Source organism: Blastococcus sp. LR1, assembly GCF_020166105.1.
In the GTDB taxonomy this organism is placed as follows: Bacteria; Actinomycetota; Actinomycetes; order Mycobacteriales; family Geodermatophilaceae; genus Blastococcus.
Genome location: NZ_JAIUJY010000007.1, coordinates 175,704 through 190,980 on the forward strand (window position 1 = coordinate 175,704; position 15,277 = coordinate 190,980).

15 protein-coding genes and 1 riboswitch are annotated in these 15,277 nt (G+C 74.5%); of the genes, 6 read left to right on the plus strand and 9 right to left on the minus strand.

What is annotated here, in order from left to right; genetic code table 11:
• Positions 1-5 precede the first annotated feature (5 nt).
• On the plus strand, positions 6-893 hold the full coding sequence (locus LBW97_RS19380; protein WP_224501008.1) for a hypothetical protein: 888 nt from the start codon (positions 6-8) through the stop codon (positions 891-893).
• Positions 894-897: 4 nt separating this feature from the next.
• Here LBW97_RS19380 and LBW97_RS19385 read toward each other — a convergent pair whose 3' ends face one another.
• The 7 genes from LBW97_RS19385 to thiM all read right to left on the minus strand — a co-directional run bounded on the left by LBW97_RS19385 (position 898) and on the right by thiM (position 7,413).
• Entirely contained in the window at positions 898-1,503 is a 606-nt protein-coding gene (locus LBW97_RS19385; RefSeq protein WP_224501009.1) for a bifunctional 2-polyprenyl-6-hydroxyphenol methylase/3-demethylubiquinol 3-O-methyltransferase UbiG, read from the minus strand.
• Positions 1,500-3,077, minus strand: coding sequence for an FAD-binding oxidoreductase (locus LBW97_RS19390; protein ID WP_224501010.1), 1,578 nt, complete (start codon positions 3,075-3,077; stop codon positions 1,500-1,502). Before LBW97_RS19390 ends, LBW97_RS19385 begins: the two co-directional genes overlap by 4 nt.
• Complete coding sequence (locus tag LBW97_RS19395) at positions 3,074-4,426, minus strand: DNA polymerase IV (protein WP_224501011.1); 1,353 nt, start codon at positions 4,424-4,426, stop codon at positions 3,074-3,076. The genes LBW97_RS19390 and LBW97_RS19395 overlap by 4 nt, the downstream gene beginning before the upstream one ends.
• The gene (locus tag LBW97_RS19400) at positions 4,423-5,142 is read right to left on the minus strand and encodes a TenA family protein (RefSeq protein WP_224501012.1); all 720 of its coding nucleotides are present in this window, start codon (positions 5,140-5,142) and stop codon (positions 4,423-4,425) included. The genes LBW97_RS19395 and LBW97_RS19400 overlap by 4 nt, the downstream gene beginning before the upstream one ends.
• Positions 5,139-5,951, minus strand: coding sequence for a bifunctional hydroxymethylpyrimidine kinase/phosphomethylpyrimidine kinase (thiD, locus tag LBW97_RS19405; RefSeq protein WP_224501013.1), 813 nt, complete (start codon positions 5,949-5,951; stop codon positions 5,139-5,141). Before thiD ends, LBW97_RS19400 begins: the two co-directional genes overlap by 4 nt.
• Positions 5,948-6,619, minus strand: a complete 672-nt coding sequence (thiE, locus tag LBW97_RS19410; protein WP_224501014.1) for a thiamine phosphate synthase — start codon at positions 6,617-6,619, stop codon at positions 5,948-5,950. Before thiE ends, thiD begins: the two co-directional genes overlap by 4 nt.
• Positions 6,616-7,413 carry a hydroxyethylthiazole kinase gene (gene thiM, locus LBW97_RS19415; RefSeq protein ID WP_224501015.1) on the minus strand — a complete coding sequence of 266 codons (798 nt, stop codon included), beginning with the start codon at positions 7,411-7,413 and terminating at the stop codon, positions 6,616-6,618. Before thiM ends, thiE begins: the two co-directional genes overlap by 4 nt.
• A riboswitch (TPP riboswitch) is annotated at positions 7,406-7,501 on the minus strand. Its footprint overlaps the gene before it by 8 nt.
• Positions 7,502-7,567: 66 nt before the next feature.
• Here thiM and LBW97_RS19420 point away from each other — a divergent pair.
• From LBW97_RS19420 to LBW97_RS19435, 4 genes are all read left to right on the plus strand, one after another.
• Complete coding sequence (locus LBW97_RS19420; protein ID WP_224501016.1) at positions 7,568-8,059, plus strand: hypothetical protein; 492 nt, start codon at positions 7,568-7,570, stop codon at positions 8,057-8,059.
• Between the two features lie 229 nt (positions 8,060-8,288).
• On the plus strand, positions 8,289-8,825 hold the full coding sequence (locus LBW97_RS19425) for a DinB family protein (RefSeq protein WP_224501017.1): 537 nt from the start codon (positions 8,289-8,291) through the stop codon (positions 8,823-8,825).
• 94 nt (positions 8,826-8,919) lie between these two features.
• A complete protein-coding gene (locus LBW97_RS19430; protein WP_224501018.1) occupies positions 8,920-9,474 on the plus strand; it encodes a hypothetical protein in 555 nt (184 codons plus the stop codon).
• Positions 9,471-11,012, plus strand: coding sequence for a flotillin family protein (locus LBW97_RS19435; protein ID WP_224501019.1), 1,542 nt, complete (start codon positions 9,471-9,473; stop codon positions 11,010-11,012). The genes LBW97_RS19430 and LBW97_RS19435 overlap by 4 nt, the downstream gene beginning before the upstream one ends.
• A 25-nt stretch (positions 11,013-11,037) precedes the next feature.
• Here LBW97_RS19435 and glpK read toward each other — a convergent pair whose 3' ends face one another.
• Both glpK and LBW97_RS19445 read right to left on the minus strand, forming a co-directional pair.
• Positions 11,038-12,558, minus strand: coding sequence for a glycerol kinase GlpK (gene glpK, locus LBW97_RS19440; protein ID WP_224501020.1), 1,521 nt, complete (start codon positions 12,556-12,558; stop codon positions 11,038-11,040).
• Between the two features lie 38 nt (positions 12,559-12,596).
• The gene (locus LBW97_RS19445; protein WP_224501021.1) at positions 12,597-13,337 is read right to left on the minus strand and encodes an MIP/aquaporin family protein; all 741 of its coding nucleotides are present in this window, start codon (positions 13,335-13,337) and stop codon (positions 12,597-12,599) included.
• Positions 13,338-13,542: 205 nt separating this feature from the next.
• Here LBW97_RS19445 and LBW97_RS19450 point away from each other — a divergent pair, with 205 nt between their 5' ends.
• Positions 13,543-15,273, plus strand: coding sequence for a glycerol-3-phosphate dehydrogenase/oxidase (locus LBW97_RS19450; RefSeq protein WP_224501022.1), 1,731 nt, complete (start codon positions 13,543-13,545; stop codon positions 15,271-15,273).
• Positions 15,274-15,277: the final 4 nt, after the last annotated feature.

A 15,277-nucleotide genomic window follows, 5' to 3' on the forward strand; every position in this document is an offset into this window, starting at 1 on the left:
GCGGCATGACCGTCGATCTCGCTGCCGCCGTCGACTTCTTGGCCGGCTCCGCGCGCGTGCTGGACCGCCGTCGCGCCGACCTGCTCTTCGGCACGGGAGGGACGGCGCCGGTGCTGGCGGCGCTCGACGGCTACCGGAACCCCGACGGCGGCTACGGCTGGGGGCTGGAGCCCGATCTGCGCTCGGTCACCAGCCAGCCCGCGGGCGCGCTGCACGCGCTCGAGACGCTCGTCGACACCGGCGCGGACGGGGCGGAGCGGGCGCTGGAGATCTGCGACTGGCTGACGACGGCGACGCTGCCCGACGGCGGCCTGCCGTTCGCGCTCCCGGTGCCCGATCCCGCTGCCTGCGCGCCGTTCTGGGCGTCGGCGGACCCCTCGCGGTCGTCCCTGCAGATCACCGCGGTGGTGGCGGCGACGGCGTACCGGGTGGCCGCCTCCGTGCCCGCCGTCGCCGGCCATCCGTGGCTGGCCACCGCGACCGGCTCCTGCCTGGCCGCGGTGGAGCGGATCCACGCGGGCACGCACGCGATGGAGCTGGCGTTCGCCGTGCAGTTCCTCGACGCGGCGGCGGCCGTGCGGCCGGAAGCGGCGACGGCGATGGACCGGCTGCGGGAGCTCGTTCCGGGCGACGGGCTGCTGCACGTGGCAGGCGGTGCGCCCGAGGAGTTCATGCGCCCGCTGGACTTCGCGCCGCACCCCGGCGGCCCGGCCCGGACGCTGTTCGCGCCGGCGGTCGTCGAGGCGGAGCTCGACCGGCTGGCCGCCGGGCAGCAGGACGACGGCGGCTGGACCGTCGATTTCGTCAGTTACTCGGCGGCGGCCACCCTGGAGTGGCGGGGGCGTCGCACCGTCGAGGCGCTTCTCCTGCTCCGCGCGAACGGCCGGCTCTGACGCCTCAGGCGGGCCGCAGGACCGCGACCAGGAACTCCGACTCCGGGGTGAACGGCCGCACGTCCCAGGCCGACAGCAGCAGCTCCTCGGCCCAGCCGGTCGCCTGGGCGTCGGCGAGGAACTCGTCGAACTCGTAGCCCCGCCCGGCACCGAAGCCGATGACCGCGCGCCCGTCGGCGACCAGGTGGACCCGCAGCCGGCTCAGCACCTCGCGGCGGGTCGAGGGCGCCAGGAACGTCATCACATTGCCAGCGCAGACCAGCGCCGCGAAGGGCTCCTCGACGCCCCGGGCGGGCAGGTCGAGCTCGGCGAGGTCGGAGACCAGGTACCGGGGCCCGGGGTTCTCCTCGTCGGCGGCGGCGATCAGCACCGGGTCGAGGTCCACCCCGACGACGTCGTGCCCCGCGCGGGCGAGATGGCCGGCGATGCGGCCCTGCCCGCAGCCCGCGTCGAGCACCCGCGTTCCCCGCGGCAGCATCGCGTCGAGCAGCCGCGCCTCGCCGACGAGGTCCATCCCCTGCGCCGCCAGGTCGTGCCAGCGCCGCACGTAGGCCGCGGAGTGGTCCGGGTTCTCCTCGGTGAGGCGCGCCCAGGCGCTCGACTCGGTCACGGCTCCACGATGGCACGGCCGGGGAACTCGTCCAGCAGCACGCCCGGATTGAGGATCCCGGCCGGGTCGAGGGCGGCCTTCGTGGCCTGCAGCGCCAGGGCGAACGGGTCCGGGCGCTGCCGGTCGTAGCCGGGCCGGTGATCGCGGCCGACGGCGTGGTGGTGGGTGATCGTGGCGCCGAGGCGGCCCAGCACCTCCGACGCCGCCGTCTTCACCTCGTCCCACATCGCCACCTCCGAGCCGGGACGGCCGGCGGCGATCACGGTGAAGTACGGCGCCGCGCCGTCGGGGTAGACGTGCGTGAACCGGCAGTTGACCAGTCCCTCGGCGCCGGTCACCTCGCGCACCGCGGCGCCGACCTCGGTCCGCACGGTGTCGTAGAGCTCCTCCACCCGGTCCCAGGTGCAGGCGGTCTCGAAGGTCTCCACGATCGCGCTCATCCGGGCCATGCCGTCCCGGACGTAGGGCATCCGCAGGAAGGTGTTCCGCCAGGCATCGGCCGCCGAGTCCCTGCCGCCCCCGCCGGCCACCGCGCCCCCGTGCGCGCGGGCCAGGTCGGTCAGTTCGGCCAGCCGGCCCTCGACCGGCACGGACGCCGACTCCGCGCCGAGCACCAGCACCGGCTCGCCGCCGGATGCGCCGGACAGGGCTGCCTCGCCCGGGTCCAGCAGCCGGCAGTTGGCCGGGTACAAGGAGGCCTGGGCGATCGTCCGCACCGCGGCCATGGCCGCCGTCATGTCCGGGAAGGTCACCGACGCCGAGGCCTTGAACCGCGGCCGGTCCTGCAGCCGCATCCAGGCCTCGGTGATCACGCCGAGCGTTCCCTCCGAGCCGAGGAAGAGCCGGTCCGGCGAGGGCCCAGCACCCGAGCCCGGCAGCCGCCACGACTCGCTCACGCCGACCGGGGTGACGACGCGCAACGACTCCACCAGGTCGTCGATGTGGGTGTGCAGCGTCGCGTAGTGGCCGCCCGCGCGGGTGGCCAACCAGCCGCCGAGGGTGGAGAACTCGAAGCTCTGCGGGAAGTGCCGCAGCGTCAGGCCGTGCGGGCGCAGCTGCTCCTCGAGCACCGGTCCCAGCGCGCCGCCCTGGATCCGGGCCGCCCGGCTGGTGCGGTCCACCTCCAGCACGCGGTCGAGCCCGGTCAGGTCCAGCGAGAGCCACGGCCGGTCCCCGCGGTACTCCACTCCGCCGACGACGGAACTGCCGCCACCGAAGGGCACGACGACGACGCCGGCGCCGCCCGCCCAGTCGAGCAGGTCGACGACGTCGTCCTCGCTGCGCGGGTGCGCGACGGCGTCCGGCGCGCCCCGGAGGTCGCCGTCGAGCGCGCGCACCACGTCCCGGTAGGCCTTGCCGAACGCGTGCTCGGCGCGGACCGCGGGCTCGGCGCTGACGGGCAGGGACGGCGGCAGGGGAAACCGGGACGGCGGCAGCGTCAGGTCGGCGACGTCGAGCACCGGGCGCGGCCGGTCCGGGAGCTCGGGGATCAGCCCGGCGAGGGCGACGCACTCGTCGTCGGGAAGGGCCCGGTCGGTCGTGCCCCAGCCCCACCAGGAGCGGATCGCGGTCATTCGGAGGTCCTCCACTCGGGCGGGTCCGCGGGCTGCAGCGCGGGGTCGTCGGCGGACAGTGTGCGCACCGGCCCCGGCGTCGTCCGCGGGCCCTCGAACCGGACCGTCACCCGCCCCAGGCCGCGGCCCCACACCCAACCGGATCCCAGCTCGTCGTGGCGCACGTCCTGCCCGGGCCACCAGCGCTTCTCCACCGGCAGCTCCGGCACCTCCGCCGGGACCTCGGGCTCGGTCTCCGCCGCCGCCTCCGCCTCTCCCCCGTCGTCGAGCAGGCCCTCGGCGAAGAGGTCGCCCTGGGCGTAGACCGACAGCCCGGAGACGCCGACGCCGAGCAGCCGCAGCCCGCCCGCGGTGCCGGCCTCGATGAGCAGCCGGCGCGCGGTGGTGGCGATGAGCCGGGCGTCGTCGGTCGGCTGGGGGAGCGTCTGCGAGCGGGTGAGGGTCGTGAAGTCGTAGCGGCGCACCTTGAGCGTCACCGTCCGGCCGGAGATCGCGCCCTTGCGCAGCCGCTCCCCCACCCGGGTGGCCATGGAGTCGATCTCCCGGCCCAGGACGGCGACGTCGGTCAGGTCCCGCTCGAAGGTCTCCTCGTGCGACACCGACTTCACGCCGCGGTCGGACACGACGGCGCGGTCGTCGTCGGCCCGGGCCAGCGCGTACAGCCCGGCGCCGTGCGCCTTGCCGACCAGCGCCACCAGGTCGGTCAGCGAGCGGACGGCCAGGTCCCCGACGGTCTTCACCCCCACCTGGTGCAGCCGCTCGGCGGTGGCCGGGCCGACGCCGCCGAGCCGGGTGACCGGGAGCGGATGCAGCACCTCCAGCTCTCGCCCGGGTGCGACGACGACCAGCCCGTCGGGCTTCTGCAGGTCGGAGCCGATCTTGGCCATGAGCTTGGAGGTGCCGATGCCGATGGAGCCGGTCACTCCCCCGGTGGCCGCGGCGATGCGGGCCTTGAGCTCGTTCCCCAGCGCGGTGACGCCGTCCACGGACAGGTCGAGGCCGTCCGCGGCGGCCAGGTCGACGTAGGCCTCGTCGATGGACACCGGCTCGACCAGCGGCGAGACCTCCCGCAGCAGGCTCATGACGACGTCGGAGGTGCGCCGGTAGGCGGCGAAGCGGCCGCCCAGGAACGCCGTCCCCGAGGGGCACCGCCGGCGGGCCTCCGCGGTCGACATGGCCGAGCGGGCGCCGTAGGCGCGCGCCTCGTAGGACGCGGTGGCGACGACGCCGCGCCCGCCGACCCCGCCGACGACGACCGGCCGCCCGCGCAGCGACGGCTTGTCCCGCTGCTCGACCGCGGCGAAGAAGGCGTCGAGGTCGAGGTGCATGATGCTCGCCTCTCGCCTCACGCCCCCATTGTCGACGGAGCGGCGGTCCGCGCGGTGAGGGGCGGCCAGTGCTCCCGGTTCCAGGCCGCCTGCCAGAACGCGTGTTCGTAGCGCACGGCGGTGGCGAACGCCGCCTGCATGGCCGGCTCGTCCTGCGGGGAGGCCGTCGCCGCGGCGTCGGTGAGGGCCCGGGCCTGCCGGGTCGCCTCCTGGAAACCGCCGTCGGCGTAGGCGTCCACCCAGCGGCGGTAGGGGTGTCCCGGGGCGGTGGCGGCCTGCCGGGCCAGCCGGCCGCCCACGTCGGCGTACACCCAGAAGCAGGGCAGCACCGCCGCTGCCCCGACCGCGTAGGGCGCGGTGGCCGCCGTCGCCACCAGGTAGGAGACGTAGCCCAGGCAGGTGGGCGACGGCGTCGTCGTGCCGAGCACCCCGGAGAGCGGCACCGCGCCGAGCAGCTCCTCGCCGAGCAGGTCGGCGTGCAACTGCGCCTCGACGACGCCGCAGCCGACTGCGGAGGTCGCCCAGAAGCTCGCGCTCGCGGTGTCCGGGGCGCGGGCGGCGAGCAGGGAGAGGGCCCGCGCGTAACCGGCCAGGTAGAGCGCGTCCTGCTCGAGGTAGTGCCGGAACATCGCCGGGTCCAGCGTGCCGGCCCCCAGGCCGGTGAGGAACGGCAGCTCGTCGATCGCAGCGCGGGCGTCCGCGGTCGCCGTCCAGGCGCGCTCGCCGAACGACGTCATGCCGGCCAGATCCCGGCGAAGTGGTGGACCGGGCCGTGCCCCGAGCCGACCGCGAGCCCCTCGCCGGCGACCAGGGCGTGCTGCAGGTAGTCACGTGCTCCGTCCACGAGGGGCAGCCAGTCGTCGGCTCCGTGGTGGGCGGCCAGCGCCGCGACGGCCGAGGACAGGGTGCAGCCGGTGCCGTGCGTGGCGCTGGTGCTCACCCGCGGCCGCCGGGTGGTGCGGACGCCGTGGCGGTCGGCGAGGACGTCGACGCTCTCCGCGCCGTCGAGGTGACCGCCCTTGAGCAGCACGGCGCCGCAGCCGAGCTCGAGCAGCGCCAGCGCGTGCTCGACCAGTCCGTCCTCGTCGGTGGCGGGCGCGCGGTCGAGCAGCGCGGCGGCCTCCGGGACGTTGGGGGTGATCAGGTCGGTCACCGGGGCGAGGACGCTGCGGACGGCGTCGACGGCGTCGGCGTCGATGAGCCGGTCGCCGCTGGTCGCCACCATCACGGGGTCGCAGACCACCGGGCCGGGGCGGCGCTCGACCAGCACCTCGGTCACCGCGTGCACCACCTCGGCGGAGCCGAGCATGCCCAGCTTCGTCGCGTGGACCTCCACGTCGTCGAGCAGGGTGCGCAGCTGGTGGGCCACGAACTCCGCGGGCACCGGGTGCACGCCGGTGACCCCGCGGGTGTTCTGGGCGGTGAGCGCGGTGAGCACCGCCGTGCCGTATGCGCCCAGTGCGCTGAAGGTCTTGAGATCGGCCTGGATCCCGGCGCCACCGCTCGGGTCGCTGCCGGCGACGGCGAGCGCGACCGCGGCGCTCACGAGCGCACCGCCGTCCGGCCACGGGCGATCTCCGCGCGCAGTTCCCGGGCTGCTGCCGCCGGGTCGGGCGCCGTGCACAGGGCCGAGACGACGCAGACGCCGTCGACGCCGGTGGCGGCCGCCGCCGCGGCGCGGTCCGGCCCGATCCCGCCGATCGCCACCGCGCGAAGTTCCGCGGCGCGCGCGGTCGTGGCGAGCTCCCGCACGCCGTCGAGCCCCAGCTCCGGGGCGGCATCGGGCTTGGTCGGGGTCCCCCACAGGGGACTGAGGCCCACCAGGTCGACGGTTCCGGCGGGCAGCGCGAGGACCGCTGCCAGGTCCGCCGCGGAGGAGACGCTGATCCCCAGGAGCCGGTCCGGCCCCAGCAGGGCGCGGGCGGCGGCAGCGGGCAGGTCGTCCTGGCCCACGTGCAGCCCGTCGGCGTCGGCCCGGAGCGCCACCTCGGCGTCGTCGTTCACGATCAGGCGGACGGAGTCGTGCCCGTCCAGCGCCGCCCGCACCGACCTGGTCAGCTCCAGCAGCTCGGCCGGCGAGGCCGTCTTGTCGCGCACCTGCACCGCGGTGACCCCACCGGCGACGGCTGCCCGCACGACGTCGGCCACGGGACGCGGCCGGCACAGGACGGTGTCGGTGACCAGGTACAGGGTGGGGTCGAGGGCCGGCCTCACGCCTGGGTCCGGAGGTCGGCGGCCGCCAGGGCGTCCCCGTCCACCGAGGCCAGCGCGTCGATCCAGTGGACGACGAAGGTCCCCGGGCCGGCGGCGGTGGCGGCGGCGCGCTCGGCGGCGACGGCGACGTGTGCGTGCGCCGCCACGGTTCCGAGCAGCGCGTCCTCCGTGGTCGCGACGTAGGCGGCGACCAGTGCGCCCAGAGCGCAGCCGGCGCCGGTGGTGCGGGTGAGGAGCTCGGAACCGCCGCCGACGCGCACGGTCCGCCTGCCGTCGGTGACCAGGTCGACCGGGCCGCTGACGGCCACCACGCCGCCGGTGCGGGCGGTGAGCGCGGCAGCCGCCTTTCCGGCGTCGTCCACCCCCGCGGTGCTGTCCACGCCGCGGCCACCCGCCCCCGCACCGGCCAGGGCCATGACCTCCGAGGCGTTGCCGCGGACGACGGTGGGGCGCAGGTCGGCGAGCTCGCCGGCCAGCTCTGTGCGGTAGGCCAGGCCGCCGACGGCGACCGGATCCAGCACCCACGGTGTGCCGGCGGCGCCGGCCGACCGGGCGGCCAGGAGCATCGCCTCCGCCGTCCGGGCGGAGACGGTGCCCACGTTGATCAGCACCGCCGAGGCGACGGCGGCGAAGTCGCCGGCCTCCTGCGGTGCGTCGACCATCGCGGGGGCCGCGCCGGCGGCCAGCAGCGTGTTCGCGGTGACCGTCTGGACGACGGTGTTGGTGAGGCAGTGCACCAGAGGTGCGGAGGCGCGCAGGCCCGACAGGGCGGCGCGCAGATCGTCGGCATCCACGCCGTGACATCCCTTCGCCAGTACGAACTGGAGCAGGTTCGACGGGTGTGTTCTCAGTCCCCGGGCGGGGACACCCCGTGCCACTTACGCCCGCGAACCTACCGGGGACGGGCGGGCTGTTCTACTCGTGGCTCCCGACCTCGGAGGAGGCCCAGTGCTGCGTCAGCGCCTGCCCGTTCGCATTCCGGTCCCCGGACGGGACGTGCCGGACGCCGCCGCCGAGCTGACCGCCGCGGTCGAGCGGATGCGCCGGCCCCGGCCCGTGCGGGGGGACCTGCGGGTGCGGGTCCGGCCCGGGGGCGAGGTGCGCGTGCGGCAGGTGTCCGGAGAGCACGTCTACCACCCGCACGTGGACGGTCGCCTGGAGCAGGAGGACGACGGTCAGGTGTGGCTGGTCGGCCGGGCGGTGGAGCACGCGGGAGAGGTGTTCGTGGTGGCCTTCTGGGGTTTCCTCGCGCTGTGCATGGCCCTGATGACGGCCGTGACGGTGGTGGACGGCGAAGCTCTGGGAGCGATCGTCTGCGCGGCGGGAGCGGTGGCCTTCGGCGTGCTGACGTGGCTCTTCCAGCGGGGCCGGCGCAGTTTTCCGGACGACGTCGAGGAGCTGATGCGGGTTCTGGCGGCCGCGTCGGCCGGATCCCGCTAGGTCTGGGAGAACGGCGCCGACGTCCTGCACGTCGCCGTCCAGGGCTTCGGTCTCCTGGTGACCCTGACGGTGTTCGGGATCGGGCTGGCCGAGGGAGTGGTCCGGCCGGCGCTCGGCTGCAGCTCGCCCGACGCGGCTTCCGCGCCGACGTCGACCAGCTGCTGGGGGCCCTCGACCGGGCGCTCGGACGACAGCCCTGAACGCCGGTCCGCCGCGCTAGGTTGCGGCGATGACCAGCACTGACGACCAGGGACGCGCCGAGCCGCCCGTGGCCGCGGGGGAGGTCGAGACGCTCCTGGGCTTCCTCGACTACCAGCGGGCCACGCTCGAGTGGAAGACGCGTGGCCTGGACGCCGACGGCTTCCGCGCCACCGTCGGCGCGTCGACCATGACCCTGGGCGGCCTGCTCAAGCATCTGGCGCTGGTGGAGGAGTCCTGGTTCTCCCGGCGGCTGCACGGCCACGCCTTCCACCCGCGGTGGGACGTCGACTGGGACGCCGACCCCGACTGGGAGTGGAACTCCGCGACGGCGGACTCCCCGGAGCAGCTACGGGCGCTCTGGGAGGAGGCCGTCGCCTGCTCGCGCGAACTGGTCGCCGAGGCGCTGGCCGACGGCGGCCTGGACCGCCTGGCCGCCGTCGGGTGGCCCGACGGCACGACGATGAGCCTGCGCTGGATCGTCGTCCATCTGATCGAGGAGTACGCCCGGCACAACGGCCACGCCGACCTGATCCGCGAGGTGGTCGACGGCGAGGTCGGCGAGTAGCTCGGCCGGCGTTCACCCGACTGTGGATTTCCTTGCCGCCGTCGTGCCGGAACTGTGAAGCTGCAGGTCGACCGCCGACGGGAGGACGCACGGAGTGGCAACGGTCTTCCTCGTCATCGGGGCCCTCGGCCTCGTCGTCCTCGTGCTCTCGCTGTTCGTCGGCGAGTTCGACCTCGGCCTCGGTGAGGCCGACGGGCCGTTCTCGGTTCCCGCAATCGCTGCGCTGCTCGGCGGTGTCGGTTTCGGTGGTGCGGCGGCGCTGAGCGTCCTCCCCGACGGGCTGCCGGACGCCGGAGCCGCAGTGCTGGCGGTCGTGGCGGGCCTGGTCGTCGCGATCCCCCTGGCGTGGGGTGCCGTCCGGCTCTCGCGCGCGCTCGAGGACATGCCGACCCAGGAGACGCTGACCCGGGCGCACCTGGTCGGGGCCCTGGGCGTCGTCGTCTCCGCCGTCCCGGCCGACGGGTACGGCGAGGTACGGCTGTCCATCGGCGGCCAGCCGCTCAAGTTCGCCGCCCGCAGCGACCTGTCCCTGCCGGCCGGTACGCCGGTGTACGTCGTCGAGGCCCTCAGCGACACCGCGGTCGAGGTCGTCTCGACCGCCGAGAACCCGCCCCATCCCCTGCCCGAGCCCGGAGGCACACCGTCATGACGTTGCTCTACGCCATCGGCGGCATCGCCGCGGTCGTCGTCCTGCTGATCCTGTTGCTCCTGTCCCGGATCAAGGTCGCCGGGCCCAACGAGGCGTTCATCGTGACCGGCCGCCAGGGCCGCCAGGTGACCGACTCGACCGGCGTGGTGTCGCGGGACAGCTCCGGCCAGAAGGTGGTCACCGGCGCCAGCGTCTTCGTGCTGCCCGTCGTCCAGAGGCTGCACACGGTGGACCTGTCCAGCCGGCGCATCCCGGTGGCCATCCGTGGCGCGGTCTCCAAGCAGGGCGTGAAGTGCGACCTCGAGGGCGTGGCGATCGTCAAGGTCGGCGGCAGCGAGGGCGCCATCCGTGCCGCCGCGCAGCGCTTCCTCAACCAGCAGCAGGGCATCGACACCTTCACCTCGGAGGTGCTCGCCGGTGCGTTGCGCTCGATCGTCGGGCGGCTGACGATCGAGGAGATCATCCGCGACCGCGCCGCGTTCGCCTCCGCCGTCGCCGAGGAGGCCGAGTCCTCGCTCACCGGGCAGGGGCTGGTGCTGGACACGTTCCAGCTGCAGGACATCCAGGCGGAGGGCACCTACCTGGCCGACCTGGGACGTCCCGAGGCGGCGCGGGTGCTCAAGGAGGCCAGCATCGCCGAGGCCCGTGCCCGGCAGGCCTCCCAGCAGGAGCAGCTGCTGGCCGACGAGGCGATCGCGATCGCCCAGCGGCAGCTGGCCCTCAAGCAGGCAGAGATCACCGCCGAGACCGACGCCGCCACGGCGCGCGCTGCCGCAGCCGGTCCGCTTGCCCAGGCCGCACAGGACCAGGCCATCCTCGCCGAGCAGGAGAAGGTCGCCGTCCGGACGGCGTCGCTGACCGAGCGGCAGCTGGACACCAAGGTGCGCCGCCCCGCCGACGCCGAGCGGTACCGGGTGGAGCAGGAGGCCGAGGGCCGGAAGAACTCGGCCATCCTGACCGCCGAGGCGCAGCGCCAGGCGACGATCGCCGCCGCTCAGGCGGCCGCGGAGCAGGCCAAGCTCTCCGGTGAGGGCGAGCGGGCCCGCCGCTCCGCGTTGGCGGAGGCCGAGGCGATCGAGGGCGCCAAGCGCGGTGAGGCCGAGAAGCTGCGCCGCCAGGCGATCGCCGACGCCGTGGAGCGGGAGGGTGCCGCCGAGGCGGCCGCCATCCTCGCCCGCGGTCAGGCCGAGGCCGAGGCGCTGGACGCCCGCTCGGATGCCTTCGCCAAGTACGGCGAGGCGGCGATCCTGGAGATGCTGGTCAAGGTGCTGCCGGAGGTCGTGGGTGCCGCAGCTGCCCCGCTCTCGGCGGTGGACAAGATGACCGTGATCTCCTCCGACGGCGCCGGTGCGATCGGCAGGTCGGTGGCGGCCAACGTCGCACAGGGTCTACAGCTCTCCGGGGACCTGACCGGCATCGACGTCGCCGCGCTGCTCCGCCGGCTCAGCGGGAGCGCGGCGGGTACGGCAGGCGGCGTCACGCGAGTGCCCGTCACGTCGGACGGCGACGGCGCGGCGCGCGACGGCGCGCCCGCCTGACCGACCGCGCGATGGGCGACACCGCTCAGCTGACGTCGTCGTCCACCCAGTCCAGGCTCTTGGTGACCGCCTTCTGCCAGTTGCGGTAGATCCGGTCGCGCTCCTCGGAGTCCATCGCGGGCTCCCAGCGCTTGTCCTCGGCCCACTTGGCGGTCAGCTCGTCCAGGTCGCTCCAGAAGCCGACCGCGAGGCCTGCGGCGTAGGCCGCGCCGAGCGCCGTCGTCTCGGCGATCTTCGGCCGGATGACCGGGACGTCGAGCAGGTCGGCCTGGAACTGCATGAGCAGCTCGTTGCCGACCATGCCGCCGTCGACCCGGAGCTCGGTGAGGTCGACGCCGGAGTCGGCGTTCATCGCGTCGAGCACCTCGCGGGTCTGGAAGGCGGTGGCCTCCAGCACCGCGCGGGCCAGGTGGCCGCGGTTGACGAACCGGGTGAGCCCGACGACGGCGCCGCGGGCGTCGGAGCGCCAGTGCGGGGCGAACAGCCCGGAGAAGGCCGGCACGAAGTAGGCGCCGCCGTTGTCGTCGACCTCGCGGGCGAGCTCCTCGATCTCGGGGGCGCTGGAGATCATCTTGAGGTTGTCCCGCACCCACTGGACCAGCGAGCCGGTGACGGCGATCGAGCCCTCCAGCGCGTAGACCGGCTTCGCGTCGCCCAGCTGGTAGCAGAGGGTGGTGAGCAGGCCGTTCTGCGAGGGCACGGCCTCCTCGCCGGTGTTGAGCAGCATGAAGTTGCCGGTGCCGTAGGTGTTCTTGGCCATCCCACGCTCGAAGCAGACCTGGCCGAAGGTGGCCGCCTGCTGGTCGCCGAGCGACCCGGAGATCGGGACGCCGGCGAGGAAGCCGGACGTGCGGCCCTGCCCGTACTCCTCGGAGTTCGACCGGATCTCCGGCAGCATCGCCACCGGGATGCCCATCTCCTCGGCGATGGCCTCGTCCCAGGCCAGCGTCCGGTAGTCCATGAGCATCGTGCGGGAGGCGTTGGAGACGTCGGTGAGGTGCTGGCCGCCGTCGGGACCGCCGGTCATGTTCCACATGAGCCAGGAGTCGATGGTCCCCATGAGCAGCTCGCCGTTCTCGGCGCGCTTCCGGGCGCCGTCGACGTTGTCGAGGATCCAGCGGACCTTGGGGCCGGCGAAGTAGGTGGCCAGGGGCAGGCCGACCTTGTCCTTGTAGCGGTCCGCGCCGCCGCCGAGGACGCCGAGCTCCTCGATGATCTTCCCGGTGCGGGTGTCCTGCCAGACGATCGCGTTGTAGACCGGTTCCCCTGTCTTCCGGTCCCACACCACGGTGGTCTCGCGCTGGTTGGTGATGCCGATGGCGACGATGTCCTTCGCGCCGGCGTCGCTGCGGGCGATGGCCTGACCGACCACCTCGCGGGTGTTGCGCCAGATCTCCATGGCGTCGTGCTCGACCCAGCCCGCCCGCGGGAAGATCTGCTCGTGCTCCTTCTGGCCGACGGAGACGACGTTGCCGTCGTGGTCGAAGAGCATGCAGCGGGTGCTGGTGGTGCCCTGGTCGATCGCGGCGACGTACTGGTCAGCCATGGGGTCCTCTTCTCGGGAGCGGAGCGGGGCGGACGGCGTCAGATGGAGACGTGGGAGAACAGGCCGGCCAGGACGGCACCGACGAGCGGACCCACGATGGGCACCCAGGAGTAGCCCCAGTTGCTGCTGCCCTTGCCCCGGATGGGTAGCACGGCATGCGCGATGCGCGGACCCAGGTCGCGCGCGGGGTTGATGGCGTAGCCCGTCGGGCCACCGAGCGAGACGCCGATGCCGACGACCAGCAGCGCGACCGCCAGCGGGCCCACCTCGGTGGGCGTGTCCCCGAACCGCAGCACGATGTAGACCAGCACGAAGGTGCCCAGGATCTCGGTGACCAGGTTGTCGGGGATGCTGCGGATCGCGGCGTTGGTGGAGAACGTGCCCAGGGCGGCGCCGGTCTCGTTCTCGGCGTCGTCGTAGTGCCGGCGGTACGCGGCCCACGCCCCGACGGCGCCGAGGAAGGCGCCCAGCAGCTGCGCGACCACGTAGACGGCGGTCGAGCCCCACGTGACGGGGACGCCCGGGGCGTACTCGTCGGCGCCGCTGGCCCACAGGCCCGCGGTGATGGCGGGGTTGATGTGCGCCCCGGAGCTGGCCGCCGCGTACACCGCCGCGAAGACGGCCAGACCCCAGCCGAAGGCGATCGTGATGATGCCGCCGCCGTTGCCGTACGTCTTGGCCAGCGTCACGTTGGCGACCACGCCGACGCCGAGCAGGATCAGGAAGAACGTGCCGACGACCTCGCTGCCGAAGACTGTCCACAGGCCGACGGACTCCACGCCGGTCCTCCTCCTCGTCGGTGGTGCTGCGGTTTCCCGGAGGGTCCGTGGGCGGATATCCGGATCGGCCTGGTCCTGTGACCGTAGTCACAGCCGGTGAGGCGCGGCAATGGGATCGGCCGTGGACGCCGGTCGGCGTCGATGGGCTCTCGCCGGACCGGTGCCGTCCGGCCTACCGTGGGCAGCGACCCCCCGGAGGTGTCGCATGACCGCAGTTCCCGTGCTGGGCCCGGAGCAGCGCGCCCAGGCGTGGGCGGAGCTCGCCGAAGGCCGTTTCGAGGTGCTCGTCGTCGGCGGCGGGGTGACCGGGGCCGGCGTGGCGCTGGACGCCGCGACCCGCGGCCTGCGCACGGCGCTCGTCGAGGCCCGCGACTTCGCCAGCGGGACATCCTCCCGATCGTCCAAGCTGTTCCACGGCGGGCTGCGCTACCTCGAGCAGTTCGACTTCGGTCTGGTGCGCGAGGCCCTGCACGAGCGGGACCTCAACGTCACCCGCCTGGCGCCGCACCTGGTCAAGCCGGTGCCCTTCCTCTATCCGCTGACCCACCGCATGTGGGAGCGGCCCTACGTCACCGCCGGGCTCGCGCTCTACGACGGGCTGGCCCGGATGGGCGCGCTGTCGACGCCCATGCCGCCGCAGCGGCACCTGACCCGCACCGGGGCGCGCAAGCTGTTCCCGGCGCTCCGGCCGGAGGCGCTGGTCGGGGCGGTGCGGTACTACGACGCGCAGGCCGACGACGCCCGGCACACGCTCGGCGTCGTCCTCACCGCGGCCCGCTACGGCGCGACGGTGCTGAACTCCGCCGAGGTCGTCTCGTTCCTGCACGCCGGCGGCCGGGTCGTGGGCGCCCGCGTGCGCGACGTGGAGACCGGCCAGGAGGTGGAGGTCCGCAGCGAGGTGGTCGTCAACGCCACCGGGGTGTGGACCGACGACCTCCAGACGCTGGTCGGTGGCCGGGGCCGGTTCCACGTGCGCGCCAGCAAGGGGGTGCACATCGTCGTCCCGCGGGACCGGATCAACGGCGAGGCCGGGCTGATCCTGCGCACCGAGACCTCGGTGCTGTTCGTGATCCCGTGGGGGAGCCACTGGATCGTCGGGACGACGGACACCGAGTGGAACCTGGACAAGGCCCACCCCGCGGCCAGCCGGGCCGACATCGACTACATCCTCGCCCGGGTCAACGAGGTGCTCACCGTGCCGCTGTCCCACGACGACATCACCGGCGTCTACGCAGGGCTGCGGCCGCTGCTCTCCGGGGAGAGCGAGTCGACCAGCCAGCTCTCCCGCGAGCACGCGGTCGCGCGCCCCATGCCGGGCGTCATCGCGGTGGCGGGCGGCAAGTACACGACCTACCGGCCGATGGCCGCTGACGCCGTGGACGCCGTCGCGCAGGACGTGACCCGGCGGGTGCCGCCGAGCGTCACCGAGCACGTGCCGCTGGTCGGGGCGGAGGGCTACGCCGCGATGGTGAACCGGCTCGACGTGCTGGCCGAGCGGTGGGGGATCGCCCGGTTCCGCGCCGAGCACCTGCTCAACCGGTACGGGTCGCTGGCGCCGGAGGTGCTGGCGCTGGCCGACGACGACCGGGCCCTGCTGGAGCCGGTGCCCGGCGCCGAGGAGTACCTGATGGTCGAGATGGTGTGGGGTGCCGGCCACGAGGGCGCGCTGCACCTGGACGACCTGCTGGCCCGGCGCACCCGCATCTCCATCGAGACCTCGCACCGCGGTGTCGACTCGGCCGAGGCGGTCGCGAAGGCGGTGGCCGGGGTCCTGGGCTGGGACGGCGAACGGGTCGCCAACGAGGTGGCCAGCTACCGCGCCCGCGTGGAGGCGGAGCGGGCCTCGCAGGCAGCCCCGGACGACCAGGCGGCCGACGCGGCGCGGGTGGCCGCGCCGGACACCCGCGCCGTCGCCGTGGGGCGCGCGCTGCGCTGAGCCC